28 protein-coding genes and 1 tRNA gene are annotated in these 26,451 nt (G+C 68.9%); 21 read left to right on the top strand and 8 right to left on the bottom strand.

Annotation, left to right across the window (positions count from 1 at the left end; all coding sequences use genetic code 11):
* The first annotated feature begins 97 nt into the window (after window positions 1–97).
* From AC1DJ5_RS08420 to AC1DJ5_RS08355, 14 genes are all read left to right on the top strand, one after another.
* Window positions 98–412: an endonuclease domain-containing protein gene (locus AC1DJ5_RS08420; RefSeq protein WP_477020291.1), complete on the top strand. Its 315-nt coding sequence runs from the start codon at window positions 98–100 to the stop codon at window positions 410–412.
* A gap of 101 nt (window positions 413–513) precedes the next feature.
* Window positions 514–813, top strand: coding sequence for a YerC/YecD family TrpR-related protein (locus tag AC1DJ5_RS08415; protein WP_441454478.1), 300 nt, complete (start codon window positions 514–516; stop codon window positions 811–813).
* A gap of 9 nt (window positions 814–822) precedes the next feature.
* The gene (gene hisG, locus AC1DJ5_RS08410) at window positions 823–1,704 is read left to right on the top strand and encodes an ATP phosphoribosyltransferase (protein ID WP_441454479.1); all 882 of its coding nucleotides are present in this window, start codon (window positions 823–825) and stop codon (window positions 1,702–1,704) included.
* Window positions 1,704–3,011, top strand: coding sequence for a histidinol dehydrogenase (gene hisD, locus AC1DJ5_RS08405; protein WP_477020290.1), 1,308 nt, complete (start codon window positions 1,704–1,706; stop codon window positions 3,009–3,011). Before hisG ends, hisD begins: the two co-directional genes overlap by 1 nt.
* On the top strand, window positions 3,008–4,441 hold the full coding sequence (hisB, locus tag AC1DJ5_RS08400; protein WP_477020289.1) for an imidazoleglycerol-phosphate dehydratase HisB: 1,434 nt from the start codon (window positions 3,008–3,010) through the stop codon (window positions 4,439–4,441). The genes hisD and hisB overlap by 4 nt, the downstream gene beginning before the upstream one ends.
* A complete protein-coding gene (gene hisH / locus AC1DJ5_RS08395) occupies window positions 4,438–5,055 on the top strand; it encodes an imidazole glycerol phosphate synthase subunit HisH (protein ID WP_441454482.1) in 618 nt (205 codons plus the stop codon). The genes hisB and hisH overlap by 4 nt, the downstream gene beginning before the upstream one ends.
* Window positions 5,052–5,786, top strand: a complete 735-nt coding sequence (gene hisA / locus AC1DJ5_RS08390) for a 1-(5-phosphoribosyl)-5-[(5-phosphoribosylamino)methylideneamino]imidazole-4-carboxamide isomerase (RefSeq protein ID WP_477020288.1) — start codon at window positions 5,052–5,054, stop codon at window positions 5,784–5,786. Before hisH ends, hisA begins: the two co-directional genes overlap by 4 nt.
* Complete coding sequence (gene hisF / locus AC1DJ5_RS08385; protein ID WP_477020287.1) at window positions 5,783–6,550, top strand: imidazole glycerol phosphate synthase subunit HisF; 768 nt, start codon at window positions 5,783–5,785, stop codon at window positions 6,548–6,550. The genes hisA and hisF overlap by 4 nt, the downstream gene beginning before the upstream one ends.
* A 157-nt stretch (window positions 6,551–6,707) precedes the next feature.
* Window positions 6,708–7,346, top strand: coding sequence for a bifunctional phosphoribosyl-AMP cyclohydrolase/phosphoribosyl-ATP diphosphatase HisIE (gene hisIE, locus AC1DJ5_RS08380; RefSeq protein WP_477020286.1), 639 nt, complete (start codon window positions 6,708–6,710; stop codon window positions 7,344–7,346).
* A gap of 49 nt (window positions 7,347–7,395) precedes the next feature.
* The gene (zwf, locus tag AC1DJ5_RS08375; protein WP_477020285.1) at window positions 7,396–8,856 is read left to right on the top strand and encodes a glucose-6-phosphate dehydrogenase; all 1,461 of its coding nucleotides are present in this window, start codon (window positions 7,396–7,398) and stop codon (window positions 8,854–8,856) included.
* 183 nt (window positions 8,857–9,039) lie between these two features.
* On the top strand, window positions 9,040–9,753 hold the full coding sequence (gene pgl, locus AC1DJ5_RS08370; RefSeq protein WP_477020284.1) for a 6-phosphogluconolactonase: 714 nt from the start codon (window positions 9,040–9,042) through the stop codon (window positions 9,751–9,753).
* The gene (edd, locus tag AC1DJ5_RS08365) at window positions 9,753–11,648 is read left to right on the top strand and encodes a phosphogluconate dehydratase (protein ID WP_477020283.1); all 1,896 of its coding nucleotides are present in this window, start codon (window positions 9,753–9,755) and stop codon (window positions 11,646–11,648) included. The genes pgl and edd overlap by 1 nt, the downstream gene beginning before the upstream one ends.
* Before the next feature lie 30 nt (window positions 11,649–11,678).
* Window positions 11,679–12,662: a glucokinase gene (gene glk / locus AC1DJ5_RS08360; RefSeq protein WP_477020282.1), complete on the top strand. Its 984-nt coding sequence runs from the start codon at window positions 11,679–11,681 to the stop codon at window positions 12,660–12,662.
* 77 nt (window positions 12,663–12,739) lie between these two features.
* A complete protein-coding gene (locus AC1DJ5_RS08355) occupies window positions 12,740–13,042 on the top strand; it encodes a hypothetical protein (RefSeq protein WP_441454490.1) in 303 nt (100 codons plus the stop codon).
* A 48-nt stretch (window positions 13,043–13,090) separates the two neighbouring features.
* Here the strand turns inward: AC1DJ5_RS08355 and AC1DJ5_RS08350 are convergent, their stop codons facing one another.
* The 5 genes from AC1DJ5_RS08350 to AC1DJ5_RS08330 form a co-directional block, all read right to left on the bottom strand.
* Window positions 13,091–13,474, bottom strand: a complete 384-nt coding sequence (locus AC1DJ5_RS08350) for a hypothetical protein (protein ID WP_441454491.1) — start codon at window positions 13,472–13,474, stop codon at window positions 13,091–13,093.
* The gene (gene hmgA, locus AC1DJ5_RS08345) at window positions 13,471–14,766 is read right to left on the bottom strand and encodes a homogentisate 1,2-dioxygenase (RefSeq protein WP_477020281.1); all 1,296 of its coding nucleotides are present in this window, start codon (window positions 14,764–14,766) and stop codon (window positions 13,471–13,473) included. Before hmgA ends, AC1DJ5_RS08350 begins: the two co-directional genes overlap by 4 nt.
* A gap of 208 nt (window positions 14,767–14,974) precedes the next feature.
* Window positions 14,975–16,108 (bottom strand): acyl-CoA dehydrogenase family protein, encoded by a 1,134-nt coding sequence (locus tag AC1DJ5_RS08340; protein WP_477020280.1) that lies wholly within the window; start codon window positions 16,106–16,108, stop codon window positions 14,975–14,977.
* Between the two features lie 184 nt (window positions 16,109–16,292).
* Entirely contained in the window at window positions 16,293–17,477 is a 1,185-nt protein-coding gene (locus AC1DJ5_RS08335; RefSeq protein ID WP_477020279.1) for an acyl-CoA dehydrogenase family protein, read from the bottom strand.
* A 112-nt stretch (window positions 17,478–17,589) separates the two neighbouring features.
* Entirely contained in the window at window positions 17,590–17,847 is a 258-nt protein-coding gene (locus AC1DJ5_RS08330; protein WP_441454495.1) for an Lrp/AsnC ligand binding domain-containing protein, read from the bottom strand.
* Window positions 17,848–17,895: 48 nt separating this feature from the next.
* Here AC1DJ5_RS08330 and AC1DJ5_RS08325 point away from each other — a divergent pair, with 48 nt between their 5' ends.
* Both AC1DJ5_RS08325 and AC1DJ5_RS08320 read left to right on the top strand, forming a co-directional pair.
* The gene (locus tag AC1DJ5_RS08325) at window positions 17,896–18,726 is read left to right on the top strand and encodes an alpha/beta hydrolase (protein ID WP_477020278.1); all 831 of its coding nucleotides are present in this window, start codon (window positions 17,896–17,898) and stop codon (window positions 18,724–18,726) included.
* Between the two features lie 90 nt (window positions 18,727–18,816).
* Window positions 18,817–19,488: a bifunctional 4-hydroxy-2-oxoglutarate aldolase/2-dehydro-3-deoxy-phosphogluconate aldolase gene (locus tag AC1DJ5_RS08320; RefSeq protein WP_477020277.1), complete on the top strand. Its 672-nt coding sequence runs from the start codon at window positions 18,817–18,819 to the stop codon at window positions 19,486–19,488.
* Between the two features lie 193 nt (window positions 19,489–19,681).
* On the opposite strand, the gene ppa is transcribed toward AC1DJ5_RS08320, so the two are convergent.
* Entirely contained in the window at window positions 19,682–20,239 is a 558-nt protein-coding gene (ppa, locus tag AC1DJ5_RS08315) for an inorganic diphosphatase (RefSeq protein ID WP_441454498.1), read from the bottom strand.
* 136 nt (window positions 20,240–20,375) lie between these two features.
* Between ppa and AC1DJ5_RS08310 the strand changes: the two genes are divergently transcribed.
* On the top strand, window positions 20,376–21,062 hold the full coding sequence (locus AC1DJ5_RS08310; protein ID WP_477020276.1) for a DUF599 domain-containing protein: 687 nt from the start codon (window positions 20,376–20,378) through the stop codon (window positions 21,060–21,062).
* Between the two features lie 306 nt (window positions 21,063–21,368).
* Window positions 21,369–21,845, top strand: a complete 477-nt coding sequence (locus AC1DJ5_RS08305) for a hypothetical protein (RefSeq protein ID WP_477020275.1) — start codon at window positions 21,369–21,371, stop codon at window positions 21,843–21,845.
* On the opposite strand, the gene AC1DJ5_RS08300 is transcribed toward AC1DJ5_RS08305, so the two are convergent.
* On the bottom strand, window positions 21,836–22,696 hold the full coding sequence (locus AC1DJ5_RS08300) for an N-formylglutamate amidohydrolase (RefSeq protein ID WP_441454501.1): 861 nt from the start codon (window positions 22,694–22,696) through the stop codon (window positions 21,836–21,838). The two genes, AC1DJ5_RS08305 and AC1DJ5_RS08300, sit on opposite strands and share 10 nt — an antisense overlap.
* A 123-nt stretch (window positions 22,697–22,819) precedes the next feature.
* On the opposite strand from AC1DJ5_RS08300, the gene cpdR reads away from it, so the two are divergent.
* The 3 genes from cpdR (at window position 22,820) to AC1DJ5_RS08285 (ending at window position 25,336) form a co-directional block, all read left to right on the top strand.
* Window positions 22,820–23,176, top strand: coding sequence for a cell cycle two-component system response regulator CpdR (cpdR, locus tag AC1DJ5_RS08295; protein WP_441454502.1), 357 nt, complete (start codon window positions 22,820–22,822; stop codon window positions 23,174–23,176).
* A gap of 117 nt (window positions 23,177–23,293) precedes the next feature.
* Window positions 23,294–23,368, top strand: a tRNA-Val gene (locus AC1DJ5_RS08290).
* A gap of 228 nt (window positions 23,369–23,596) precedes the next feature.
* Window positions 23,597–25,336 (top strand): hypothetical protein, encoded by a 1,740-nt coding sequence (locus AC1DJ5_RS08285; protein WP_477020274.1) that lies wholly within the window; start codon window positions 23,597–23,599, stop codon window positions 25,334–25,336.
* Between the two features lie 35 nt (window positions 25,337–25,371).
* Here AC1DJ5_RS08285 and AC1DJ5_RS08280 read toward each other — a convergent pair whose 3' ends face one another.
* Entirely contained in the window at window positions 25,372–26,448 is a 1,077-nt protein-coding gene (locus AC1DJ5_RS08280) for a protein-glutamate methylesterase/protein-glutamine glutaminase (protein WP_441454504.1), read from the bottom strand.
* Window positions 26,449–26,451 lie beyond the last annotated feature (3 nt).

The following is a 26,451-nucleotide window of genomic DNA, read 5'->3' as shown; positions in this document are numbered from 1 at the left end:
GCGGCTACTCTCTCCTCCCCACTTGTGGGGAGGGGGACCACGAAGTGGTGGAGGGGCCATCCCGCCGACCGCTGAAACCTATCGCCGCGCCGCCGGGATGCGCCGCGCCCTGACGCCGCCCGAGGCGAGGCTATGGATCCAGGTCAAGCGCGGCGGGCTGGAGGGTCTGAAGTTTCGACGCCAGCATCCGGTGGGTCCCTACATCCTGGATTTCTACTGTCACGCCGCGCGGCTGGCGGTGGAGGTCGACGGCGCGGGTCATGATGATCCTGAGCAGATCGCGCATGACGAACGGCGGACGCATTGGCTGGCGTCGCAGGGCGTTGAGGTTCTGCGGGTGCGCTCGACCGATGTGCGCGATCATCCGGAGGGGGTGCTGGCGGTGATCCTTCAGCACGCGACGGGACGGTAGAGGCCCTCCACCACTTCGTGGTCCCCCTCCCCACTCGCGTGGGGAGGAAAGACAGCGGCGGCGCTTGACCGTTCCACTGTTACAGCATAATGAAACACGCCATGAGCCCCGCCCCCGCCAAGACCGCCCTGCTGGACGCCCTGCTTTCGCTGAAAACGCGCGAGGAGGCGGAGGCTTTTCTGTCCGACCTTTGCACCCCTGCTGAACTGCGCGCCTTCGCCGAGCGCTGGCAGGTGGCGCGGCTGCTGGACGGCGGGGACAAGACCTATCGCGAGATCGCCGTGGAAGCCTCGGCCAGCCCGACCACCGTGGTGCGCGTCGCGCGCTCCCTGAAAGACATGCCGCACCAGGGCTATCGCCTGGTGCTGGACCGCCAAAAAACGCCTTCTGGCCAAGCCTGAGTTGAGATCATGAGCACCGTGCAAGGGCGGCTTCGCATCGCCGTTCAGAAATCCGGCCGCCTGGCCGAACGCAGCCTCGACCTGGTCCGCGACGCGGGCCTTCGGGTCATCAAGGGCAACAACGAACTGCTGTATCGGATCGAGAACTATCCGATCGACCTGCTGCGGGTGCGCGACGACGACATTCCGACCTTCGTGGCGGACGGGGTCTGCGACCTCGGCATCGTCGGCGAGAACGTGCTGGAGGAAGGCCGCAACGGCGGGCCGAACGCCGAAGTGGTCATGCCGCTGGGCTTTGGCCGCTGCACGCTGAAGATCGCCGTGCCGCCGACGCTCGACTACGCCGGGCCGCAGTCGCTGGACGGCCTGCGCATCGCCACCTCCTATCCCAAGATCCTGCGGCGCTTCCTCAACGACCGCGACGTGCGCGCCGAGATCGTCACCATGCGCGGCGCAGTCGAGGTGGCCCCGCGGATGAAGCTGGCCTCGGCCATCTGCGACCTGGTCTCGACCGGCGCGACGCTGGAGGCCAACGGCCTGACGGCCAAGGAGACGGTGCTGGACAGCCAGGCGGTGCTGATCAAGGCGCCCACCGCGCCCGAGGCCGGGCTGCAGCACCTGCTGGACAGCATCATCGAGCGGATGGCGGGCGTGGTGTCCTCACAGGGCGCCAAATACGTCATGCTGAACGCCCCGCGCGCGGCGCTGGCTGAGATCACCGCCATCCTGCCGGGCGCCGGCTCGCCCACCGTCATGCCGCTGTCGGGCCGCGACGACGCCGTGGCCGTCCACGCCGTCTGCCAGGAGGCCGTCTTCTGGGAGACGCTGGAGAAGCTGAAGGCGGCGGGGGCCTCGGCCATCCTGGTCCTGCCCATCGAGAAGATGATGTGATGAAGCGTATCGACTGGAACACCCTGGACGCCGCCGGACGCAAGGCGGCGCTGGCCCGGCCGCAGCGCCGCACCGAGGGCTTCGTCACCGGCGTGGTGCGCGAGATCTTCGACGACGTGCAGACGCGCGGCGGTCAGGCCGTGACCGACTGGGCGATCAAGCTGGACGGCGCCGCGCCGCGCCGGGTGGCCATCACCGAGAAGACCGCCGCCGAAGCCCGAGCCGACCTCCCGCCCGCCGCCGCCCGCGCCCTGCGGGTGGCCGCCGACAATATCCGCGTCTTCCACGCCGCAACCCGGCCCGAGGACACCGGCTTCATCGAGACCACGCCCGGCGTGCGCTCCAAGCTGGTGTGGCGGCCCATCGGCTCGGCGGGCCTCTATGTGCCGGGCGGGACGGCGCCGCTGTTTTCGTCGCTGCTGATGCTGGCCATTCCGGCGGGCGTGGCCGGGGTCGGGCGGCGCGTCGCCGTCACCCCCCCTTCGAAAGATGGGTCGGTTCACCCGGCCATGATCGTCGCCGCCGCCGAGGCGGGTCTGGACGAGCTGTGGCTGCTGGGCGGGGCCCAGGCCATCGCGGCGCTGACCTTCGGCGTCGAACTGGACGACGGCGTCATCGAACCCGTCGACAAGCTGTTCGGGCCCGGCAACGCCTATGTGGCCGAGGCCAAACGCTATGCCGCCAGCCTGCCGGGCGGTCCCGCGGCCGATATGCCCGCCGGCCCATCGGAGCTGCTGGTCATCGCCGACCGGGACGCCGACTTCGAGATCGTCGCCGCCGACCTGCTGAGCCAGGCCGAGCACGACGCCGACGCCCAGGTCATTCTGGTCTCCGACAGCGGCACGGCCCTGAACGAGATCGTCGCCGAGGTCGAGCGTCAGGTCGAGACCCTGCCCCGCGCCGCCGTGGCCCGCGCCTCGCTGGCCGAGGCCCGCGCCATCCGCGTGGCCGACATGGCTGAGGCCTGCGCCGCGGCCAACCTCTATGGCCCCGAACACCTGTCGATTCAGGCCGAGGACGCCGAAGCTTTGGTCGACAAGATCACCGCCGCCGGCGCCGTCTTCGTCGGCCAGTGGGCGGCCGAGACGCTCGGCGACTACGCCGCCGGACCCAGCCACGTCCTGCCGACCGACGGCGGGGCGCGGACGCTCGGCGGCATCACCACCGCCAGCTTCATGACCACCATGTCGGTGCAGACGGTGACGCAAGCCGGGGCCGCCGCCCTGGCCCCCGTCGCCGCCCGTCTGGCGCGGATGGAGGGGCTTGAGGGCCACGCGCGGGCGGCCGATCTGAGGACCGAGGCGTGACGCTTCCCGCCCCCTATCCGCCGCTGGTCTCGGGCGGCGAAGGTCTGGACCGTTATCCGGCCGACCCGACCGTGCTGGCCGCCCGGCTGGCCGACCTCTATGGCGTCGCCGCCGATCAGGTGCTGCCGGTGCGCGGCCTGACGCACGGGCTGGAACTGGTCTGGCGTCTGGCTGCTCGCGACGGGCAGACGGTTCAGGCGCCCGAGGCCGAACCCTACCTGGGGCTGGCGGCGCTTTACGCCCGCCCGGTCGAAACGGCCGAGGTCGCCGCGGTCGTCATCCGCGCCCTCGGTTCGCCCGAAGCCGTGGCCGAGATGGCCGAGCGCGTCGCCCCCGCCCTGCTGGTCGTGGACGAGGGTCTGGTCGAGTTCGCCGAGGCGGCGTCCGCCGCGACGGTGGTGAAGGACCACGCCAACCTGATCGTGCTGCGCAGCCTGTCGCTGGCCTATGGCCTGGCCGGGGCGCGGGTCGGGGCGGCGGTGGCGCAAGGGCAGACCTTGGCCCGGCTGGCGCGCGTGCTGGAACCCTACGCCCTGCCCGAGGTCTCGGTGCGGCTGGCGCTGCAGGCGCTGGACCCCTCGCGGATGATCGAGACCGCCGAGCGCATCGACGGCGTGCGCCGCGAGCGCGTCCGCGTGGTCGAGGCCCTGTCGCGGTTGATGCCGCTGGAGGCCGGAGTCGGGCCGGTGATCATCGCCCGCCCCTCCGATCCGGGGGCGGTCATCGAGAGCTTGCGTCGTTTCGGCCTCGACGCCGACGCCGCGGGCGAGCGCGTGCGTCTGCCCGTTTCGCTGAAGCCCGAGGTCAACGATCGACTGCTGGTGGCCCTGGGCGCCGCCGCGCCCAAGGTTCGCCGCACCCGCGTCGGACAGGCCGTGCGCGATACGAAAGAGACCCGCATCGTCTGCGCCGTCGATCTGGACAGCGCCGGGCCGGTGACCATCCACACCGGCGTCGGCTTCTTCGACCACATGATCGAACAGGTGGCGGCGCACGGCGGCTTTTCCATCCGCCTGTCGTGCGAGGGCGACCTGCACACCGATCCGCACCACACCATCGAGGACAGCGCCATCGCCCTGGGGCAGGCGCTGAAACAGGCGCTGGGCGAAAGGAAGGGCATCGCCCGCTACGGCTTCGTCCTGCCGATGGACGAGGCCAACGCCAGCGTCTCCATCGACCTGTCGGGGCGACCCTATCCGGTGTTCGAGGGGACGTTCGCGACCCCCTTCATCGGCGACTACCGCACCGACCTGACGGCGCACGTCATCCGCTCCTTGGCCGAAAACCTGGGCGCGGCCATCCACGTCAGCGTCACCGGCGACGACGACCATCACAAGACCGAGGCCGTTTACAAGGCCCTGGGCCGCGCCCTGCGTCAGGCCATCCGCGTCGAGGGCGATGTCGTGCCGTCGACCAAGGGGGTGCTGTGAGCCCCCCTCGCACCAAGGATGTCACCCTGATCGGTTACGGCTCGGGCAATGTCGCCTCGGTGCGGTTCGCGCTGGAGCGGCTGGGCGCGCGGGTGCGGATCACCGCCGATCCCGCCGATCTGGGCGAGGCCGAGCGGGTCATCCTGCCCGGCGTCGGGGCTGCGGGCTATGCCATGCAGCGGCTGAACGCGCTCGGTCTGGTCGAGCCTCTGCGCCAGTTCAAACGCCCGCTGCTGGGCGTCTGTCTGGGCCAGCAGCTGCTGTTCGAGACCAGCGCCGAGGATGGCGGCGCCGACTTGCTGGGTCTGATCCCGGGTCGGGTCGAAGCCATCGCGCCCGCGCCCTCACGGCCCTCGCCGCACATGGGCTGGAGCCGGCTGGCGATCCGTCGCCCCGATCCCCTGCTGGAGGGGATCAAGGACGGCGACTGGGCCTATTTCGTGCACGGCTTCGTCTGCCCCGACGGCCCGGCGACGATCGCCGCCGCCGACTACGGCATCCCCGTGCCCGCCGTGGTCAACAGCGCCAACCGCTGGGGCTGCCAGTTCCACCCGGAACGCTCGGCGGCTGCGGGCGCGCGTATCCTCAAGAACTTCCTCGAGTTGCCCGCATGATCGTCTATCCCGCCATCGACCTGAAGGACGGCGTCTGCGTGCGGCTGATGCACGGGCGCTTCGATCAGGTGACCCGCTATGACGAGGTCCCGGCCGCGCGTCTGGCCGCCTTCGCCGCCGAGGGCGCGGCCTGGGTCCACATTGTCGATCTGGACGGGGCCGAAGCCGGGCGCGCCATGCAGCACGGCCTGATCGGAGAGATGGCGGCCTCGGTCACCGTCAAGATCCAGTCGGGCGGCGGCGTGCGCTCCGAGGCCGATGTCGAACGCCTGCTGGAGGCCGGCGTCGACCGCGTCGTGGTCGGGTCGATGGCCGTGACCAAGTCGGACGAGGTGCTGGCCTGGCTGGACCGGTTCGGGTCCGAACGCATCACCCTGGCGCTGGACGTCAAGTACGAGGACGGTGTTCCGGTCCCGGCGCTGAAGGGCTGGACCCAGTCGGCGGGGGTCGATCTGTGGACGGCTCTAGAGCGCTATCCGTCCGACCTGCTGACCCATGTGCTGATGACCGACGTGGGCCGCGACGGCGCCCTGACCGGGCCCAATCTCGACCTGCTGGGCGAGGCCCTGGCGCGACGGCCGGAGCTGAAGATCCAGGCCTCGGGCGGGGTGGCGTCGCTGGACGACCTGACCGCCGCACGCGATCTGGGCTGCGACGGGGCCATCGTCGGGCGCGCCATCTATGAGGGACGCTTCACCGTAGCCGAGGCGCTGAAGGCGGTCGCGCCATGACCGCGAGACGCATCATCCCCTGCCTCGACGTCAAGGACGGGCGGGTGGTCAAGGGCGTGCGCTTCGAGGGCCACGTCGACATGGGCGACGCCGCCGAACTGGCCGCGCGCTATCGCGATCAGGGCGCCGACGAACTGGTCTTCTACGACATCACCGCCAGCCCCGAGGGGCGGACGCTGGACTATGGCTGGGTGCAGGACATCGCCCGGCTGCTGGACATCCCCTTCTGCGTCGCGGGCGGCATCCGCACCGTGGAGCAGGCGGCGCGCTGTCTCGACCACGGGGCCGACAAGGTGTCGATCAACTCCCCCGCGCTGGAACGTCCCGAACTGATCGGCGAGATGGCCGCGCGGCTGGGGCGGCAATGCGTCGTCGTCGGCGTCGACAGCGCCTTCCAGGACGGCGAGTGGCGGGTGCATAAATACACCGGCGATCCCAACGCCCGGCGCGGCGCGGGCAAGCTGACCATGGACTGGATCGTCGAGGCGCAGAGCCTCGGCGCCGGGGAGATCGTGCTGAACTGCATCGATCAGGACGGGGTGCGGCGCGGCTATGACATAGCCCAACTATCCGAGGCGCGGCGGCGGCTGACCATTCCTCTGGTCGCCTCGGGCGGCGCCGGCACGGTCGAGCATTTCCGCGATGTGTTCGAGCAGGCGGATGTTTCCGGCGCCCTGGCCGCCAGCGTCTTCCACTCGGGCGCGATCGCGATTCCCGATCTCAAACATTACCTCGATCAGGTCGGGGTGGAGGTGAGGATATGACCCGCCCCCTCCCTTCCCGCTCATCCCGGCGGACGCCGGGATCCAGAGCTTTGGCCAGAAGCGCAGACATCTGGACCTCCGGCCTGATGATATTCAACGCTACGTCGCGTGGCTCTCACTGGATCCCGGCGTCCACCGGGATGAGCGGATTAGAATAATGCTCGACCTCCAATCCCTCGACATCACCAAGATCGATTTCGCCAAGGGCGGCGGCCTGATCCCCGCCGTGGTGCAGGACGCCGACACCCTGCAGGTGCTGACGCTCGCCTATATGGACGAGGCGGCGCTGCGCGAGACGCTGGACAGCGGACAGGCGACCTTCTTCTCGCGGTCACGCGGCGGGCGGTGGCGGAAGGGCGAGACCTCGGGCGATTTCCTCAATGTGGTGTCGGTCACGCCCGACTGCGACGGCGACGCCGTGGTGGTGAAGGTCCGCCCGGTCGGCAACGCCTGCCACCTGAACCGTGTCAGTTGCTTCGGCGACGAGGACGCGCCGGGCGTGGGCCGGATCGCGCGGCTGGAGCGCACCATCCACGTCCGCGCTCAGGCCGATCCCAACGACAGCTGGACCGCGCGCCTGATGGCGCAGGGCCCCAAACGCGCGGCGCAGAAGGTCGGCGAAGAGGGCGTCGAGACGGCGCTGGCGGGGGCTGCGGGCGACGAGGCGGAACTCGCCAGCGAGTCGGCGGATTTGATCTATCACCTGCTGGTCCTGCTCCATGCGCGTAACATGGTGTTTCAGGACGTGCTCGACGTCTTGGCGCATCGCGCGCAACCGGCCAAGGACGATAGCTAGGCCGTAAGGCGAAGACCCCGCACGCCGGGGCCACGGAGGAAAAGCGCGAATGGCGGCTCTCATTCTGTTCGGCGGAGGCGGCGACCTCGCCATGCGGATGCTGTTGCCTTCGCTCTATTTCCTCGACCACGACGGCCTGCTGCCCGAGGGGCTGAAGATCATCGGCGCCGCCCGCTCGCACGAGACCCGCGAGGACTATGTCGCCAAGGTCCATGAGGCGGTGAAGCCGCGCGCCGAGGCCGACGACGCCTGGGACGAGGCCAGCTGGGCGCGGATGGCCGCCCGCCTCGACTATCTGGCCGTGGACGCCACCGATCCCGAAAGCCTGAAGCCGCTGAAGGCCAGATGCGGCGACGGCGACGTCACCTCCTTCCTGGCGGTGTCGCCCTCGCTCTACGACCGCATCGTCACGGCGATGAAGCCCGCGGGTCTGGCCGAGAAGAACTGCCGCATCGTGCTGGAGAAGCCGGTCGGCCACGACCTGACGAGCTTCCTTGAGATCGACGACGCCGTGGCCCGCGCCTTCGACGAGCGCCAGGTGTTCCGCATCGACCACTACCTGGGCAAGGAGACGGTCCAGAATCTGATCGCCCTGCGCTTCGGCAACACCATCTTCGAGCCGCTGTGGAACAATCTGACGGTCGACCACGTCCAGATCACGGTCGGCGAAACGGTCGGCGTCGGCGACCGCTGGCCCTACTACGACGAATACGGCGCCCTGCGCGACATGCTGCAGAACCACATGCTGCAGCTGCTGTGCCTGGTGGCGATGGAGCCCCCGAGCGACCTCGACCCGGATTCCGTGCGCAATGAAAAGGTCAAGGTGCTGCGGTCCTTGCGCCCCATCACGCCCGAGGAAGCCGAGCGCGTCACGGTGCGCGGCCAGTATGTGGCGGGTCAGGTCGAGGGCCAGCTGGCCAAGGCCTATGAGCAGGAGCGCGGCCAGCCTTCGGAGACCGAAACCTTCGTCGCCATCCGCGCCGACATCGACAACTGGCGCTGGGCGGGCGTGCCCTTCTTCATGCGCACCGGCAAGCGCCTGCCGGAGAAGCGCACCGAGATCGTCATCCAGTTCAAGCCGGTGCCCCACTCCATCTTCGGCCACGGCGAGCGCGGCGACATCTACGACAATCGTCTGGTCATCGAACTGCAGCCCGAGGAAGACATCTCGCTGTCGGTGATGAACAAGAAGCCGGGGCTGGATCAGCGGATGCTGTTGCAGCCGATCAAGATGAGCCTGTCCTGGGGGCAGGACGGCAAGGACGCCGCCCCGCCGCGTCGCCGCATCGCCTATGAGCGGCTGCTGCTGGACGCGCTCAAGGGCGATTCGACCCTGTTCGTGCGCCGCGACGAGGCCGAGCAGGCGTGGAAATGGGTCGACGAGGTCTCCGAGGCCTGGGACTGCCGCGACTGCAAGCCGCTGGACTATGTCGCCGGAACCTGGGGACCGGAGGCGGCGGACCTGCTGCTGTCGCGGACGGGTCGGAAGTGGAACACGCGCGATGAGTAAATTGGCACACAAGCCCTCCCCTCGAGGGGGAGGGTTGGGAGGGGTGAAGACAGGCCGGGTCCCGCTTCGCACCAGAGGGCTCGACCTTGCAAGCAGCGGTGCCTCGCGCGCCATCAAGTTCAGCCTCCTGCCTGCACCCCATCCCCCAACCCCTTCCCCCTCGAGGGGAAGGGGAGGCATGCCATGACCCAATCACTCATTCAGGTATTCCCTACCGTCCGGTCCTGGACCGAGGCCGCCGCCGCGCGGCTGGCGGAGGCGCTGGCGGCCGGGATCGCCGCGAACGGCCGCGCCGTCTTCGCCGGATCGGGCGGCTCGACCCCCTCGCCCATCTACGCCGGGCTGGCCCAGGCAGACTTGGACTGGTCCAGGGTCGTCGCCACCCTGGTGGACGAGCGCTATGTGCCGGAGACCTCGCCCGACTCGAACGCGGCGTTGATGAAGCGGACCCTGCTGACGGGTCGGGCCGCCGCTGCGCGCTTCCTGCCGCTCTACCGCCCCGCCGTGACCGTGGACCGCGCCGCCGCCGAGGCGTCGAAGGCTCTGGCGGCCGAAGACAGGCGTCTGGACGCCGTCCTGCTGGGCATGGGCGAGGACGGGCATATCTGCTCGATGTTCCCGCAAAGCCCGACGCTGAAGACCCTGCTGACGCCCGACCTGAAGCCCGCCGTCTATGGCGTGCCGCCGGGCCGCGACGGTCTGGCGCCGCCCCAGGAACGGCTGTCGATCAACCTGCCCTATCTGATTTCCGCCCGTCGCGTGGTGCTGGCCCTGACCGGGGCGGCCAAGCGCGCCGTGTTCGAGCGCGAAGCCCAGGGCGATCCCCGCGTCCATCCCATCGCCGCCCTGATCGCGGCCAAGGTTCCCCTCGAAGTGCTCTGGACGGAGGCCGTCTGATGGCTCCCCCCCTGAATCCCGTGGTGGCGGAAGTCACCGCCCGCATCGTCGAACGCAGCCGCGCCACTCGCGCCGACTACATCCGCCGCATGGACGCCGCCCGCGACAGCGGGGCGGGGCGCGCCAAGCTGTCCTGCGCCAACTGGGCGCACGCCTTCGCCGGCCAGACCGTGGCCGACAAGCTGACGGCCATGGACGGGTCCAAGCCCAACGTCGGCGTGGTCACCGCCTACAACGACATGCTGTCGGCGCATCAGCCGTTCGAGCGCTTCCCCGCCGTGATCCGCCAGGCCGTCCGCGAGGTCGGGGCCACGGCCCAGGTGGCGGGCGGAACCCCGGCCATGTGCGACGGCGTCACGCAAGGGCGCCCCGGCATGGAGCTGTCGCTGTTCAGCCGCGACGTCATCGCCATGGCGACGGGCGTGGCCCTGACCCACGACGCCTTTGACGCCGCCATGATGCTGGGCGTCTGCGACAAGATCGTGCCGGGCCTGTTCATGGGCGCGCTGGCGTTTGGTCATCTGCCGGTCGTGTTTGCGCCTGCGGGACCCATGCCCTCGGGCATTCCCAACGCCGAGAAGGCCCGCATTCGCGCCGAATATGCGCAGGGGCTGGTGGACCGCGCCACCCTGCTGCAAAGCGAGATCGGCAGCTATCACTCGCCCGGCACCTGCACCTTCTACGGCACCGCCAACTCCAATCAGATGATGATGGAGATCGCCGGCCTGCATCTGCCTTCGACCGCCTTCGTCCACCCCGATACGGGCCTGCGCGACGCCCTGACGGCGGCGGCCGCCAAGCGGGCGGTGGAACTGGCGCGCACGGGCCAAGGCCGCATGGCCGATGTCATCAGCGAGAAGTCAATCGTCAACATGATCGTCGCCCTGCTGGCCACCGGCGGCTCGACCAACCACGCCATCCATCTGGTCGCCATGGCGCGGGCGGCGGGGGTGCTGATCGACTGGACCGACATGGACCAGCTGTCGTCGGTGACGCCGCTTCTGGCGCGGGTCTATCCCAACGGCTCGGCCGACGTGAACGCCTTCCAGGCGGCCGGCGGCGTGGCCTTCGTGACGCGCGAACTGGCGCAGGCGGGCAATATCCATTCCGACGTCATGACCGTCATGGGTCAGGGCATCGAGGCCTATTTCCAGGAACCGTCGCTGGTGGACGGCGAACTGGTCTGGCGCGACGGGGTCGAGGAAAGCCTGGACCGCGACATCCTGCGTCCCGCCGCCGATCCCTTTGACAAGGAGGGCGGGCTGCGGCTGGTCCAGGGCGACCTGGGCCGGGCGGTCATCAAGGTCTCGGCGGTCAAGCCCGAGCACCGCATCGTCGAAGCGCCCGCCGCCGTGTTCGAGACGCAGGAAGACGCGCTCCAGGCCTTCAAGGACGGCAAGCTGTTTCGCGACGTCGTCGTGGTGCTGCGCTTCCAGGGCCCGAAGGCCAACGGCATGCCGGAACTGCACAGCCTGTCACCGGCCCTGTCGGTGATCCAGGACCGGGGTTTCAAGGTCGCCTTCGTCACCGACGGCCGCATGTCGGGCGCCAGCGGCAAGACCCCCGCCGCCATCCACGTCAGCCCGGAAGCGCTGGCGGGGGGCCCCCTGGCCTATGTTCAGGACGGCGACGTCATCCGTCTGGACCCCGAGGCCGGGGTGCTGAGCACGGTCGGGGTGAGCGGCCTGACCGCGCGGCCGCTGGCCGTCCGCTCGACCGCCAACGCCGAGGGGTCGTCCTGGGGCTATGGTCGCGAACTGTTCGGCGCCTTCCGTCATGTCGTGACCACGGCCGAGCGGGGGGCCACCGTCTGCTTCGCCGTTCCCGTCGGCGTGGGCGGTCATACCGATACGCCCCCCAATCCCAACTTCGTCGACCGGACGGTGGACGCCTGATCCGCCCCGCCGAGCGCAGGAAACGACCCGATGAACGACAAGACGCTTCTCGTTGGTCCCCAGCTTGTCGGCGACGTCGGCGGCACCAATGCTCGCTTCGCCCTGGCCCGGATGGTGGACGGCCAGGTCGTTCTGGACCACCACGAGAGCTTCCCTGCCCACGAACACCCGACCTTCCTCGGCGGGGTGAAGGCCTTCCTCGACGGCTGCGCGGTCAAGCCGACCGGCGGGGTCCTGGCCGTGGCCGGGCCGGTCACGGACGGAGCCATCGACCTGACCAACTCGCCCTGGCAGGTGTCGGAGGCCGAGTTGCAGAGCCTGGGCCTCAATCCGGTCAGGCTGATCAATGATTTCGAGGCCCTGGCCTGGGGCGCGCCGATCGTGCCCGAGGACCAGCTGGCCTCGCTGGGCGGGCCGGCGGAGGGTCAGCACGACGCCGCCCTGGCCGTGCTCGGCCCCGGCACCGGCTTCGGCGTCTCAGCCCTGGCGCGCGACAGCCACGGCCGCGAGATCGCCCTGCCGAGCGAGGGCGGCCACGCCTGTTTCGCCCCGGGCGACGCGGTCGAGGACGAGATCCTGCGCATCCTGCGCCGCCGCTATGACCGGGTGTCGATCGAGAGGCTGATCTGCGGCCCCGGCCTGCTGAACATGCACCGGGCGCTGGCCGAGATCGACGGGCGCGAGAGCCATATTGAGGACCCGGCGCAGATCACCCGCGAGGCGCTCGAGGACATGCACAGCCCCTGCGGCGCGACCCTGGCGCGGTTCTGCGCCATCCTGGGCGCCGTGGCCGGGGACGTGGCCCTGACCATGGGAGCGCGCGGCGGAATCTACATCGCCGGCGGCATCGCCCCGCGCATCCTGCCCTTCCTCAAGGCCAGCCCCTTCCGCGAACGGTTCGAGCGCAAGGGGCGGTTCCAGCCCTATATGGAGGCCATCCCGACCAAGGTGATCCTGCACGAGCAGGCCGCGTTGCTCGGCGCCGCGCGCGTGGCCTTCGCCGAAGCGCGTTGAAGGAAAAATCACGGCGGCGTGAACCGTTCGTGAGCGACGGCGTTATTCAAGCTTAACCTGCTCTGGAAGGACGCCCCATGAAAAAGATCGCCGTCACCGCCGCCGCCCTGTTCATCGTCGCCGGCCTCGCCGCTTGCCAGAACCCGACCGAAAAGGCCGCTGAAAGCAAGGCCGCCGCGGTCAAGGCGGAAGGCAACGCCGCCGCTGACCAGATGAACGCCCAGGCCGACACCACCATGGCCCAAGGCGCCGCCACCGCCGATGCGGTCAAGGCCGAAGCGGATCGCAAGGCCGAGGCCCTGAAAGCTGAGGCCGACAATGCCAAGAAGGCCGCCGGCGAGCACGCCGCCGCCGTCAAGGACGCCGCCAAGCCCACCTAGGCCCTGATCGGAAAGCCCCCGCCGCGAAGCCGACGGGGGCTGATGATCTCAGTCGATGCAGAGCGTCGCCTCGGCCTTGCCGTCCTTGATGGTGGTGCGACAGCCGAAACGGTTGCTGTCGGCCTGACAGACGCCGGTCGCACGCGCGCCCGGAGCGATACCGTTGTTGCCCGCGATCTCGCAGTCGCCTTCGCATTGCGAGGCGTCGGTGCAGCGCTTCCCCGCGTCGGGGTATCTGACCACGCACTGCCAGGATTGCATCCGCCCCACCTGGCGCATCTCGCCGCCGCGCGCGGTGCAGGACGACGAACTGATGGTCATCGTCGGCGGCGGCTCGGGCGCTTCGACAGGGACCACGGGTTCCGGCGCTGGAGTCGGGGAACAGGCCGCCAGGACGAGACCGGCGGCGAACAGCAGGGCTTTCAGCTTCATCCGACGTTTCCTTTTTCGAACCCGCTCCAGCAGTCGTCGTAGTCGAGCTGCATCTGCGGCGTCGCCTCGGCCCAGGCCGTGGTGCGGATCGGCATCCGCGTCTCGAACATGAAGGCCAGGGTGTTCTCGATCTTGTGCGGCTTCAGGTCGGCCTTGGTCGCGCCGTCCCAGCTGGCCTGATCCGGACCGTGGCCGCTCATGCGGTTATGCAGGGAGGCGCCGCCGGGGGCAAAGCCGCCCGCCTTGGCGTCATAGGCGCCGAAGACCAGACCCATGAACTCGCTCATGACGTTCCTGTGGAACCACGGCGGACGGAAGGTGTCCTCGGCCACCATCCAGCGCGGCGGGAAGATGACGAAGTCGCAGTTGGCCGTGCCCGGCGTGTCCGACGGACTGGTCAGGACGGTGAAGATCGACGGGTCGGGGTGGTCGTAAGAGACCGTGCCGATGGTGTTGAACCGCGCCGTGTCATAGCGATAGGGGGCGTAGTTGCCGTGCCAGCCGACCACATCCACCGGGCTATGGCCAAAGGTCGTGGCCCAGAGCTGACCGCCGTATTTCTGAATGCACTGGGTGGGGCGATCCACGTCCTCGAACCAGGCGACCGGGGTCTCGAAATCGCGGGGATTGGCCAGGCCGTTGGAGCCGATGGGGCCGAGGTCCGGCAGGCGGAAGGGGCTGCCGTAGTTCTCGCAGACGTAGCCGCGCACCGGTCCATCGACCTCGACGCGGAAGCGCACGCCGCGCGGGATGACGACGATCTGGCCGGGGGCGGCCTCGATCACGCCCATCTCGGTGACGAAACGCTGCGCGCCCTCCTGCGGCACGATCAGCAGTTCGCCGTCGGCGTCGTAGAAGACGCGGTCGACCATCGAGCGGTTGGCGACATAGAGGTGGATGCCCACGCCGACGCCCGAATCCGCGTCGCCATTGCCGCCATAGGTGACCAGGCCCTCGACCCAGTCGGTGGGGGCGTCCGGCAGGGGCAGAGGGTCCCAGCGCATCCGGTTGGGGTTGGGCGGAGTCTCGGCGAAGGGACCGGACCGCACCCGCCCCTGCGCGAACGGTTGATACGGCCCGTGCTGGGCCGAGGGCCGCAGGCGGTACAGCCAGCTGCGCAGGTTATGATCGCGCGGCGCGGTGAAGGCCGCGCCCGACAGCTGTTCGGCATAGAGGCCCAGCGCCGGACGCTGCGGCGAATTGCGCCCCACCGGCAGGGCGCCCTCGACGGCCTCGGTGGCGAAATGATTGGCGAAGCCGGTCTGATAGGCGGGCGCGTTGGATCGCGTCATGTGGTTTCTCCCTTGGGAGAGGTTTAGCGAGCGAAGCCCACCCCGTCATCCTTCTCCCCTTGAGGGAGAAGGTGGCTCGCGGAGCGAGACGGATGAGGGGTCGCACCTCCCTGTCCGATGCGGATAGCACTCTTAAATCAGCCGACGGAGAAACCCTTCATCCGAGCGCCTCCGGCGCCCACCTTCTCCCGCAAGGGGAGAAGGAAAGTCAGAACCCCTGGCTGCGCGCCAGCCGTTCTGCGTGGAACCCCGCGTCGCCGAGCATTTCGTTCAGCACCCGCACCCGCTTCATGAACAGGCCGACGTCGAAGGCGTCGGTCATGCCGACGCCGCCGTGCATCTGCACCGCCTCCTGCACCGCCAGTTCGGCGACGCGGCCGGCCTTGGCCTTGGCGACGCCCGCCGCCATTTCGGCGTCGGGGCGGCCCGCGTCGATGGCCTGGAGCGCGGCCAGGGTCGCGGCCTTGGCCAGCTCCAGCTCGGTGAACAGGTGGGCGGCGCGGTGCTGCAGGGCCTGGAACTCGCCGATCAGCTTGCCGAACTGCTGGCGGGTCTTGAGGTAGTCCAGCGTGATCCTGAAGGCCTGATCCCCCGCCCCGACCAGAGAGGCGGCGGCGCAAGCGCGGCCCAGGATCAGGGCGGCGTCCAGCGGCCCCTGCCCCTCGCCTGCCGCGCCGATCACGGCGTCGGCGTTCACGATCACGTCGCTCAGGGTCACGCGCGCGGCGTTGTGGGCGTCGACCATGACGGTGCGTTCGACCGCGACGCCGCTGGTCTTCGGGTCGATCAGGAAGAGGGTGAGGCCGTCGTCGGCCCCATCTTCCTGAATTCGCGCCGCGACGATGAGGGCGTCGGCGACGTGGCCGTCCAGCACGAAGCCCTTGGCGCCGTTCAGCTTGAAGCCGTTTCCGGCGCGGTCGGCCCGCGTCGTGATCTTGGCCGGAGCGTGCTTCGGCCCTTCATCGACGGCAAGGCTGAGGATGGCCTCGCCCGCCGCTATCCTGGCCAGCCATGATTTCTGTGCCTGCGATCCCGCCGTCTTCAGCACGGTCGCGGCCAGCACCGATGAGCCCATGAAGGGCGAGGGCGTCAGGGTGCGCCCCAGGCTTTCGGCGATGACGCCCGCCTCGACCGCGCCGAGGCCCGATCCGCCGTCCTCCTCGGGGATGACGACGCCGGCGAAGCCCATCTCGCCGAAGGCCCGCCACAGGTCGCGCGACACGCCGTCGGGGTCGCGGCTATCGCGCAGTTGGCGCAGGTGAGCGATGGGGGCGTGCTCGTTCAGGAAGCCGTCGGCGGCGTCCTGAAGCATGGTCTGCTCTTCGGTCAGGATCAGGGCCATCAGATCATTCCTCCAAAGCCCTCCCCCTCGATGGGGGAGGGTTGGGTGGGGGTGTCGGCAGGCGTTGTGCGGGCGAACGCTAGTGACGCCGCCTCTCCCGCCACAACGAACAGGGCGACGGGCGCACCCCCATCCCCGGCCCTTCCCCCATCGAGGGGGAAGGGAGTGTGCAAAGCCGCCATCCTCACGCCCCCGGCAGTTGCAGCAGGTGTTTGGCGATGATGTTCAGCTGGATTTCGCTGGTGCCGCCCTCGATGGAGTTGGCCTTGGTGCGCAACCAGTCGCGGGCGGCGGCGCCGTCCTTGGAGCGCTCGCCTTCCCATTCCAGCGCGTCTGACCCTCCCGCCGCCATGGCCAGTTCGTGACGGCGCTTGTTCAGTTCGGAGCCGTAGTATTTCAGCATGGAGGCAATGGCCGGGTGAGCCTGCTTGGCCTTCACCTGATCGCCGACGCGCTCCATCGCCAGACGGAAGGCGGCGGCGTCGATGTCATAGTCGTTGATGCGGGCGCGCAAGGACGGTTCGTCCAGCCGCCCGGCCTCGTCCACGCCGAGCGCATCGACCGCGACCTGACCCAGGGGGCGGCCGACGCCGCTATCGCCCATGGCGCCGATCATGGTCCGCTCGTGCGCCAGCAGGGCCTTGGCCACGTCCCAGCCGCGGTTCAGCACGCCAACCAGATTCTCTTTTTCCACGCGCACGTCGTCGAAAAAGGTCTCGCAGAAGGGCGACTTGCCCGAAATCAGGGTGATGGGGCGGGTGCTGACGCCCGGCGTCGCCATGTCGAACAAGACAAAGCTGATGCCCAGATGCTTGGGCGCCTCGGGGTCGGTGCGGACCAGACAGAAGATCCAGTCGGCCTGGTCGGCGTAGGAGGTCCAGACCTTCTGGCCGTTGACGATCCAGTGGTCGCCCTGATCGACCGCGCGCGTCTGGATCGAGGCCAGGTCAGAGCCGGCGCCGGGCTCGGAATAGCCCTGACACCAGCGGATCTCGCCGCGGACGATGGGCGGCAGGAAGCGCTGCTTCTGCTCCTCAGTGCCGAAGGCCAGCAGCGCCGGGCCGAGCATCCAGATGCCGAAGCTGGCCAGCGGCATCTGCGCCTTGATGCGGCGCATCTCGGAGGCCAGCACCTTGGCCTCTTCGCGGTTCAGGCCGCCGCCGCCGTATTCGGCGGGCCATTCCGGCGCGGTCCAGCCGCGCGCCGCCATGCGCTCCAGCCACAGCCTGTGCGCCGGGGTCTTGAACACGGGGTTGCGGCCGCCCCAGACATAGTCCGCGTCGCCGTCGCGCGGCCCGCGCACCTCGGCCGGGCAGTTGGCCTCCAGCCAGGCGCGCGTCTCGGCGCGGAACGTCTCCAGATCGGCCATGGCCGCCCTCCCTGCGTTCGTCGTTGCAGGGAGGCTAGCCGGTCTTTTTTGGAAACGGAATGGGAAGAATCTCCCTCCCCCGCAGGGGGAGGGAGAGGCGTCGCGTGTCGCGCTATTTCTTCGTCGGCAGGAAGGGCGAGAAGGTGATGACGGTGAAGGTGTCGCGGATGTGGGGGCGCGTCTGCACCTGCTTGGTCACGAAGGTGCCGATGTCGGCGTCTTTCGGCAGCTGGAACTTGGCCAGCAGGTCATGCTGACCCGAGGTCGAGTAAACTTCCGACACGTTTTCAACATTGTCGACCAGATCGGCGGCGACGTCGTTGGCGTAGCCCAACTCGCATTTGATGAAGACGAAAATGGCGGTCATCATGGTCGGAACCTCCCGTTCAAGCGGAGGTGCATAGCGGATGGAAACGGCATGGGTAAGGCTCCGGCGACACTGACGGCCCCTCCAGTCGATTACGAGGCGGCGTACAACAATCGGGAACGGGTGCCGGGACACCCGGAAATCCTGAAACGATGGCGAGAGGATTCGGCCCGCGTCATCGACGCCCGCCACCCCGAAACCGTCGAATACGGTCCCAGCGAACGCCAGAAGATGGAGTGGTTCGACGCCGGCTCCGGCACGCCGACCGCCATCTTCATCCACGGCGGCTACTGGCAGGCGCTGGACCGGGCCTGGTTCGCCTGGGTGGCGCCCGCCCTGCTGGATCACGGGATCAGCGTCGTCATCCCCGGCTATGACCTGGCCCCGGCGGTCAAGGTCGGCGCCATCATCGGCCAGATGCGCCGCGCCACGGAACTGGTGCGCGACCGCACCGGCAAGCGGCCGCTGGTCTTTGGTCATTCCGTCGGCGGGCATATGGCGGCCTGCATGTTGTCCGAGGGCCGGGCGCGGGCGGCGCTGGCCATCTCGGGCGTGTTCGACATCGAGCCGCTGATCCACACCACGCTGAACCAGGCCCTGGGGCTGGACGCGGCCACGGCGCGGGCGCTGTCGCCGATCCACTGGCCCGTCCCCAACGGCGGGGCGCCGGGCGGGCGGGCGCTGGACTGCTGGGTCGGCGGGGCCGAGAGCAACGAGTTCATCCGTCAGAGCCGCAGCATGGCCGCCGAATGGGGCGGCAAGGGCGCCGACACCCATGTCGAGGTGCTGGACGGGCTGGATCACTTCACCATGCTCGACCCGCTGGCCGACAAGGACAGCAGCATGGTCAAACGGCTGACTGCGCTGGCGACCGCCGAATAAGGCGCCGCTTACCAGGATTGATCCCGGCAGCCCTTGACGCAGGGGCCGCCTACCGCCGATCTGCGGGCTGCAAGGCCTGAAGGAGACCCCATGCGCCACGATCGTCTCAGCGTGCTGACCGCCCTCGAAACGCAAGGGGTGGTGCCGGTCTTCTATCACGCCGACCCGGAGGTCTGCGCCGAGGTGATCCGCGCCTGTGCGCGCGGCGGGGCCAAGGCGGTTGAGTTCACCAACCGCGGCGACTTCGCCTGGGAGACCTTCACCGCCCTGTCGAAGCAGTTCGCCCGGACCGATCCCGACATCATCATGGGCGTCGGCTCGATCCTGGACGCGTCGACGGCGGCTCTCTACCTCGCTTCGGGCGCGCGCTTCGTCATCAGCCCCTGCCTGGTTCCCGAGGTGGCGCAGGTCTGCAACCGCCGTCAGGTCGCCTATTCGCCGGGCTGCGGCTCGGTGCGCGACATCTCGGAGGCTCAGGCCCTGGGCTGCGAGATCGTCAAGCTGTTCCCCGGCGCCTCGGTCGGCGGCCCGGACTTCGTCAAGGCGGTGCTGGGGCCGATGCCCTGGACCAAGATCATGCCGACCGGCGGCGTCGACCCCGACGAGGCCTCCATCGCCAAATGGTTCGGTTCGGGCATCGTCGCGGCGGGCATGGGGTCCAAGCTGATCACCGACGCCGCGATCCAGGCCAAGGACTGGGCCGGGATCGAAGCCAAGGTGCGCCAGACGGTCGAAGCGATCGCGGCGTTCAGAAGCAAGTAGCCCCCTCTTTCCTCCCCATTCCATGGGGAGGTGGACCGCGTAGCGGTGGAGGGGCTTTGCCACGTCAAAGCAGCCCCTCCGTCACGGCGCTTCGCGCCGCGCCACCTCCCCGTCGCGAAGCGATAGGGAGGAGAAACAAAAGGCCCCGCTGGTTGATCCAGCAGGGCCTCTTCTATTCAGACGCTGAAACGCCTCAGGCGGCGGCGGCGGCGGCCTTGGCCAGCTTGTCCTGGTGGGCCTTCATGCCGATGGCGATCAGCTCGGCGGCTTCGCCGGCGTCGCCCCAGCCGTTGACCGTGACCGACTTGCCCTTCTCCAGATCCTTGTAGCGGGTGAAGAAGTGCTCGATCTGCTCGATCAGGATGGCGGGCAGCTGACGGTAGCTGGAGACCTCGGTGTAGTAGGGGTTCAGCTTGTCGACCGGCACGGCCAGGATCTTTTCGTCGCCGCCGGCCTCGTCGACCATCTTCAGCACGCCGATCGGGCGCGAGCGGATGACGCAGCCCGGCACAACGGGGGTCGGGTTCAGCACGATGACATCGCAGGGATCGCCGTCGTCCGACAGGGTGTGCGGGATGAAGCCGTAGTTGCCCGGATAATACATGGCGGTGTGCAGGAAGCGGTCGACAAACAGGGCGCCCGAGGCCTTGTCCATCTCGTATTTGACCGGCAGGCCGCCTTGCGGAATTTCGATGACCACGTTGACGTCCCAGGGGGCGTTGGGGCCAACCGGAATGGCTTCGATGTTCATGATACGCTCTTATTGCAGGTGCGAACGGGGAGTTGGGGCGCGTGATAAGCTTTGCGTCGCCGAACAGCAAGCGTCAGAGGACGCAGCGAGGCGAACGCCCTTGCCCCATAGGCCCGACTGAAGGCATCAACACGGCATGACCCTGCTCGACTGGATCGCCCTCGCCCTCTTCTTCATCGCCTGGCTCGGCTATGGCCCGATCCTGGGGCTGATCGCCCGGCGCAGCGGCTCGCTGAACGACGACATGCTGATCGTCCGCGACAGCTGGATGACGGCCATGACCCACCGCGAGACGCGGCTGATCGACAGCCAGTTGATGGGCCATTCGATCAATTCGGCGTCCTTCTTCGCCTCGACCAACCTGCTGCTGATCGCGGCGGTGGCCGGCATCCTGTTCGGCGGTGAAAACGCGCTGCAGGGATTCGCCGCCGTCGGCGCCGAGGCGGTGCCGACCAAGCTCCTCGAGGCCAAGCTGGCCCTGGTCCTGGTCTGCCTGGCGCGCGGCTTCCTCGACTTCATCTGGGCCCTGCGCCAGATGAACTACGCCCTGGCCCTGATCGGCGCCGCGCCCGAGATTCACTCCGAAACCGACAGGGTCGCCTATGGCCACGCGGTGGGGCGGGTGCTGAACCCGGCGCTGAGCGGCTTCAGCCAGGGGGTGCGCGGCTATTATTTCGCTCTGGCGGCGGCGGCCTGGCTGTTCGGTCCGCCGTGGCTGGCGCTGGGCGTGATCTCGGCCTTCAGCCTGCTGGTCTGGCGCCAGGCAGGGTCGCCCGCGGCGCGGGCCGTGCGGGCGGCGCGGCGGCTGCTGGAACGCAACTAGGCCCCGGTTTCGTCTTATTGCGGCCGCGAATGATCCTTGCCGACACCCCCTATCCTGTCGCGTTCCGGCGAAAGAGATTTTCGTAACAGCCTGTGATCGCGAGAAGATGATCGGCGCTTGAAATCTTGTGCGCTGCAACCTAACTTGGCTTTCGACGCCTCCGGGCGTCATGCCCTTCCTGGGCGTTTCCTCCCTATAGACTTTATATGCCGCGCCTCCGGGCGCGGCTTTTTTTTGGCCCGGTCGTGAATGGCCAAGTTTTGGTCAAGCTGTCGTCTAACGTCGCTCGCCTCGATGGAGGGGTGAATGCTGACGACGATTCTGCTTCTGGCCGCCGTTCAAGCGTCCGCGCCGGAGCCCACGGCCGATTCCCTGGCCTATTTCGCCGGAACCTGGCGGTGCGACGGCCATTTCACGCCGTCCAACAGGCCCCTGTCGTCGATCCTGGAGTTCAGCGTCGATCCCGTCACCCAGGCGACGACGAAGGCGCATCGGGACCTGCCGCCCGCGACCTATTCAGCGAACGAGACATGGACCTCCGCGCGTTCGGGCGGGTACCGGATGACGATCGCGGACAGCTTCTCGGGGCAGCGATGGTACGCCGCCGATGGCTGGGCCGGCGACCGGTGGACCTGGGAGCGTCAGCGGCTCGGCGCCGAGCCGCGGGAGCAGTTCGTCTATATCCGCGGCGGCGACAACGCCATGACGGTCGAATGGTGGATCGCTCGCGGCGATGCGCCCCTGACCATGGGCGACACCCTGGCCTGCGTCCGTCAGGTCTGATCGAGCGTCCCGACGCCCACCAGCAGGTCGGCTACGACCTGGGCCAGGGCCTTCCGGGTCCGCTCCCAGCCAGGCCCCCGTTGGTGCGCCGCCTCATCGAAATAGAGCGCGCGATTCAGTTCGATCTGAATCGCATGGAAGCCGTCTTCCGGCCGTCCCCAGATCTGGGTGGCGTGGCCGCCGGCATAGGGCCGGTTCAGGGCGACGCGCCACCCCAGCCGTTCGAAGGCGCGCCTCAGGCGACGGGTCAGTTCGGGCGTGCAGGACGCGCCGTACCGATCGCCCAGCACGACGTCGGGGCCGTTCCTGCCGCCCGCTGCGCGCGCCGGCATGGAGTGCCAGTCGATCAGAACGGCGCGGCCATGCCGCGCGTGGGCCGCCTGCATGAGGGCGGCGAGCGCCTGATGATAAGGACGATGAATGTTGGCGATCCGCGTCTCGGCCTCAGCCTTCGACAGCCGCCGATCATAGAGCGGCGCGCCGTCCCCTGTCAGGCGCGCCAGGACGCCGTAACCGGCCCGCGCCTTCGGGCTCGGGACCGGCGCGCTCAGGTCCTCGATCAACAAGGGATCCAACTCGCCCTCCGCCCGGTTCAGATCGACATAGGCCCGTCCGATACGTCCTCGGATCAGCGCAATCCCAAGCGTCGGACCCGTCTCGACCAGCCGATCGACCAAGGCGTCCTCGGCGCTGCGCAGGCTGAGCGTCGACAAGCCTGGACGCGCGCCCATATCGTCCGGATAGACATCGCCCGAATGCGGCGAGGCGAAGACCAGCGGGCTCGGCGCGCCGACCGGCGCCTCGACGAGAAACGCCGATTGCTCGTCAGTTGTGGCGATGCGCGAATCCATGGCTGCGGCTTAGCCTGTTTTGTCCACAAGACCAGACCCCGGCGCCGATGATCGAACCCGGTCTTTCACCGGCGATTTACGCTTCGCTGCAAAGGTGGCGGTTTGATCAAGGAACGACAACGCATGGCGCGTATTCTGCTGGCCGAAGACGACGGCTCGCTTCGAGGCTTCCTGACCCGCGCGCTGGAACGCGCCGGCCACGCCGTGGTGGATTGCGAGAATGGCGACGACGCCATCGACGCCTTGGAACAAGGCCCCTACGACCTGCTGTTGACCGACATCGTCATGCCGGGCGCCGACGGGATCGAGGTCGCCCGCGTCGCCGCCGTGCGTCAGCCGGGCATCCGCATCATGTTCATCACCGGCTTCGCCGCCGTCGCCTTGACCGCCGCCCAGGCCACGCCGCAGGCCAAGGTCCTGTCCAAACCCGTCCACCTGCGCGACCTGGTGAACGAGGTCGAACGCATGATCGCAGCTTAAGCGGAAGAAAAGACGAAGAAAGACGTCGCCCCCCCTTGCGGCCCCCGCAAACTGCGGGTTATAGACGCCGCCTTCCCGACCCCCAGGGGAACTTGTTCTTCCAGGGGCCGCTCAGGCGGACGCGTAGCTCAGCGGGAGAGCACCTCGTTGACATCGAGGGGGTCACAGGTTCAATCCCTGTCGCGTCCACCATCTCTTCCCCAGGCTTTTCGCTTTGAAGCTCGCTCGGAGCGGCGACAGCGCGGGGACGACCACGAAAACTCTCCAATCTACGTTCAGGCCATCGGCCTCTCGACCCTGACGAGGGGATCAGGCGCGCCCTGAATCCGGCCGTCCAGCGAGAAAACGCCCGCCCAATCTTTACCGTCAGTTGTGATGTCTTGGCTAACCTGCCGGGCAGAGTTCGAAGCGAGGCCTTTCGTGCGCATGACAGACCAGCCCGCCCGCCATGGCCCCGCGACCGCCAATCGGTCGCTGTCGACCATATCCGACCAGTTGGAATCCGCTCGCGCGCAGATCGAGGCGCGTTTCTCCGACGCCGGCGGACGGCTGGCGAGTTCGCTGGACATGGTCGGGCGCCTGATCGACTCCCTGGATCATCTCGGCTCCGCGCTGAACGCGGACACCGTTTCAGGCACGACGGAAGATCTGTTGTCGACCGCGGCGGGACTGACGGCCCTGCCCCAGGCCCAGCGCGGCCGCATCGAGCGCATGCAACACCTTCGCCAGGCCGGCGCGGCGCTGGCCTTCCACATCGACGAAATGCGCCAGACCCTGCGCTATCTCCGCGCCTTCGCCATGAATGTGAAGATCACGGCCGGCGCGATCATCTCCGCGTCGGACGAATTCGGCGGTTTCGCCGAGCAGATGTGCAGCCAGCTGGATGTGGGGGGACGCGAACTGGACGAACTGGCGGGTCAGTTGTCCCTCCTGGATCGTCAACTGGTCGAAGCCCTCGCCTTCGAACAGACGCTCGGCGGCAAATACCAGACCGTCATTCCCGCCGTGCCGGAAAAGCTGGCGATCGACGCCCAGGCCATCGGCGTCCATCACGCCCGCATCGCCCATGTCACGGCCTCGGTGGCGGCCATCGCCCGCGACATTCAGATGAAGGTCGCCAGGGCCCTGACGGCCCTGCAGATCGGCGACATCACCCGCCAGCGGATCGAGCATGTCCAGCTCGGCCTGGCCGTGACCTCCCGACGGCTGACGGACGCGACCCTGTCGGCGGAAGCCGGGGGGCGCGTCAGGCGTCAACTGACCCGGCTTCTGGCCGAACAGATGGCCGACACCGCCACAGCCTTCGAGGCCGAGGCCGCCAAGGTGACGCAGAGCCTCGCCGGCATGGCCCAGGACACAGCGCAAATCCTGGCCTTCGAGGGCCTGTCGGATGCGCGCGGGTCCGGCGGCCTGCGGGCGCTGGAGAGCAGCCTGGGTCAGGCGCGCGTCCTGGTGGGCGACGTCGGCGCGGCGATGGACAACGCCCATCGCATCAGCGACGAAACCGCCACGGCGGTTGAAACCCTGACCCGCCGCGTCGACGCCATCCACAGCGTTAAACGCGACATTCAGCAGATGGCGATCAACAGCAGCCTGCGCTGTAACCGGTTGGGCGAGATCGGCAAGCCGCTGAACGTCATCGCGCTGGAACTCAGCAGCCACGCCGTACAGCTGGAGGAATCGGCCAACCAGACCCTGGGGTCGCTGGCCCAGTTGGCCGAAATCGCCGGGGACATGACGGGCCAGACGGAGGCCGTGATCGATGCGACGCGGCTGGAAAGCGTGAGCGACCGCCTGCGCCAGGCCGCCGACGTGATCGAACACGACCTTGCGGCCCTGGGTGTCAAGGGCGCCGAGACCGCCCGGTCGCTCGCGCTCTCCACCGACCAGTTGGGACTGAAGGACGACCTGGGCGAAACCCTGCACGCCGCCGCCATAGCCCTGATCGAAGAGGCGGGACCGGCGGTGGAGGACCTGACCGATATCGCCGGGATCGTCGGCGACGCGATGGACGAAATTTCGCGCTGCTACACCATGGCGCGGGAACGCACGATCCACGCGGCGCACGCCGTCGCATGCGACCGACCGGACGCGGAGAACGTCGTCCCCATCAAGCCCATGTCCGCCAAGGACGAGGAATTCGACGACATCCTGTTCTAGGGCGCGTCGCCCGCTTCCGCGGCGTCGAAAGCCGCTTAACGGCGGCGATCGACCTGCATGATCTCGCGCGCGATGTGCTCCAGCGGCGCCACCTTCTGGGCCGCGCCCCGGGCGATCGCTTCCCTGGGCATGCCGAAGACGATCGAGGTGGCCTCGTCCTGAGCCAGGGTGGAGGCCCCCGCCTCCTTCATCTCCAGCAGGCCGCGCGCGCCGTCGTCGCCCATGCCGGTCATGATCACCCCCAGGGCGTTACGGCCGGCCGCCCGCGCGGCGGAGCGAAACAGGACGTCGACCGAGGGGCGATGACGCGACACCGGCGGCCCGTCCTTGATCGCGACCTGATAGCGGGCGCCCTGGCGTTCCAGCAGCATATGCTTGTCGCCCGGCGCGATCAGGACGTGGCCGCGCAGCACCGGGTCGCCGTGCCCGGCCTCCTTGACCTCGACATCGCAGAGACTGTTCAGCCGCTTGGCGAAGGCGGCGGTGAATCCCGCCGGCATATGCTGGACCACCACGATGCCGGGCGCATTGGCCGGCAGGGCCTGCAGCACTTCGCGCAGGGCCTCGGTGCCGCCGGTCGAGGCGCCGATGCAGACGACCATCTCGGTGGTGCGGGCCATGGCGGCGCCGCTCGGCGGCGGCAGCACGGCGTCGGCGGTGAGCCTGGCGCCCGGCTCCAGCGGCCGGGGCGCCGGGCGGCGGACGCCGACGCGCGCGCGCGCGGCCGCCTTGACCACGTCGCGGATGCGATCTGCGCTTTCCGCCAGATGGTCGGCGGCGGCGATCCGCGGCTTCAGGATGATGTCGACCGCGCCGGCTTCCAGGGCCTGCATCAGGGTCTCGGACCCCGCCTCGGTCAGGGAGGAGCACATCACCACGGGGATCGGCCGCTGCGACATGATCTTGCGCAGGAAGGTGATGCCGTCCATGCGCGGCATCTCGACGTCCAGGGTGATGACGTCGGGAACATCCTCGGCGATGCGGCGGGCGGCGACGAACGGGTCGGGCGCGACGCCGATGACCTCGATGTCCGGATCGGCCGACAGCACGTCGACCAAGGTCTGGCGGACACTGGCCGAGTCGTCGACGACCAGGACGCGAACCTTGGGCATGGG

The sequence above is a fragment of the Brevundimonas sp. 01N35 genome (assembly GCF_056399785.1).
The sequence above is the reverse complement of the archived record's forward strand: the minus strand, read 5'-3'. Positions and strand labels throughout refer to the sequence as shown.

Bases quoted from the DNA above. Each gene is read 5' to 3' on its own strand.
- zwf (WP_477020285.1), top strand. From the start codon at position 7,396: ATGGCGGCTCTCATTCTGTTCGGCGGAGGCGGCGACCTCGCCATGCGG.
- cpdR (WP_441454502.1), top strand. From the start codon at position 22,820: ATGGCGCGTATTCTGCTGGCCGAAGACGACGGCTCGCTTCGAGGCTTC.
- AC1DJ5_RS08415 (WP_441454478.1), top strand. From the start codon at position 514: ATGAGCCCCGCCCCCGCCAAGACCGCCCTGCTGGACGCCCTGCTTTCG.
- AC1DJ5_RS08335 (WP_477020279.1), bottom strand. From the start codon at position 17,477: ATGGCCGATCTGGAGACGTTCCGCGCCGAGACGCGCGCCTGGCTGGAG.
- hmgA (WP_477020281.1), bottom strand. From the start codon at position 14,766: ATGACGCGATCCAACGCGCCCGCCTATCAGACCGGCTTCGCCAATCAT.
- hisF (WP_477020287.1), top strand. From the start codon at position 5,783: ATGACCGCGAGACGCATCATCCCCTGCCTCGACGTCAAGGACGGGCGG.
- hisA (WP_477020288.1), top strand. From the start codon at position 5,052: ATGATCGTCTATCCCGCCATCGACCTGAAGGACGGCGTCTGCGTGCGG.
- ppa (WP_441454498.1), bottom strand. From the start codon at position 20,239: ATGAACATCGAAGCCATTCCGGTTGGCCCCAACGCCCCCTGGGACGTC.
- AC1DJ5_RS08420 (WP_477020291.1), top strand. From the start codon at position 98: ATGCGCCGCGCCCTGACGCCGCCCGAGGCGAGGCTATGGATCCAGGTC.
- AC1DJ5_RS08280 (WP_441454504.1), bottom strand. From the start codon at position 26,448: ATGCCCAAGGTTCGCGTCCTGGTCGTCGACGACTCGGCCAGTGTCCGC.
- edd (WP_477020283.1), top strand. From the start codon at position 9,753: ATGGCTCCCCCCCTGAATCCCGTGGTGGCGGAAGTCACCGCCCGCATC.
- hisD (WP_477020290.1), top strand. From the start codon at position 1,704: ATGAAGCGTATCGACTGGAACACCCTGGACGCCGCCGGACGCAAGGCG.
- AC1DJ5_RS08320 (WP_477020277.1), top strand. From the start codon at position 18,817: ATGCGCCACGATCGTCTCAGCGTGCTGACCGCCCTCGAAACGCAAGGG.
- hisIE (WP_477020286.1), top strand. From the start codon at position 6,708: ATGCTCGACCTCCAATCCCTCGACATCACCAAGATCGATTTCGCCAAG.
- AC1DJ5_RS08300 (WP_441454501.1), bottom strand. From the start codon at position 22,696: ATGGATTCGCGCATCGCCACAACTGACGAGCAATCGGCGTTTCTCGTC.
- hisG (WP_441454479.1), top strand. From the start codon at position 823: ATGAGCACCGTGCAAGGGCGGCTTCGCATCGCCGTTCAGAAATCCGGC.
- glk (WP_477020282.1), top strand. From the start codon at position 11,679: ATGAACGACAAGACGCTTCTCGTTGGTCCCCAGCTTGTCGGCGACGTC.
- pgl (WP_477020284.1), top strand. From the start codon at position 9,040: ATGACCCAATCACTCATTCAGGTATTCCCTACCGTCCGGTCCTGGACC.
- AC1DJ5_RS08330 (WP_441454495.1), bottom strand. From the start codon at position 17,847: ATGATGACCGCCATTTTCGTCTTCATCAAATGCGAGTTGGGCTACGCC.
- AC1DJ5_RS08350 (WP_441454491.1), bottom strand. From the start codon at position 13,474: ATGAAGCTGAAAGCCCTGCTGTTCGCCGCCGGTCTCGTCCTGGCGGCC.
- AC1DJ5_RS08355 (WP_441454490.1), top strand. From the start codon at position 12,740: ATGAAAAAGATCGCCGTCACCGCCGCCGCCCTGTTCATCGTCGCCGGC.
- AC1DJ5_RS08310 (WP_477020276.1), top strand. From the start codon at position 20,376: ATGACCCTGCTCGACTGGATCGCCCTCGCCCTCTTCTTCATCGCCTGG.
- AC1DJ5_RS08305 (WP_477020275.1), top strand. From the start codon at position 21,369: ATGCTGACGACGATTCTGCTTCTGGCCGCCGTTCAAGCGTCCGCGCCG.
- AC1DJ5_RS08340 (WP_477020280.1), bottom strand. From the start codon at position 16,108: ATGGCCCTGATCCTGACCGAAGAGCAGACCATGCTTCAGGACGCCGCC.
- AC1DJ5_RS08325 (WP_477020278.1), top strand. From the start codon at position 17,896: ATGGGTAAGGCTCCGGCGACACTGACGGCCCCTCCAGTCGATTACGAG.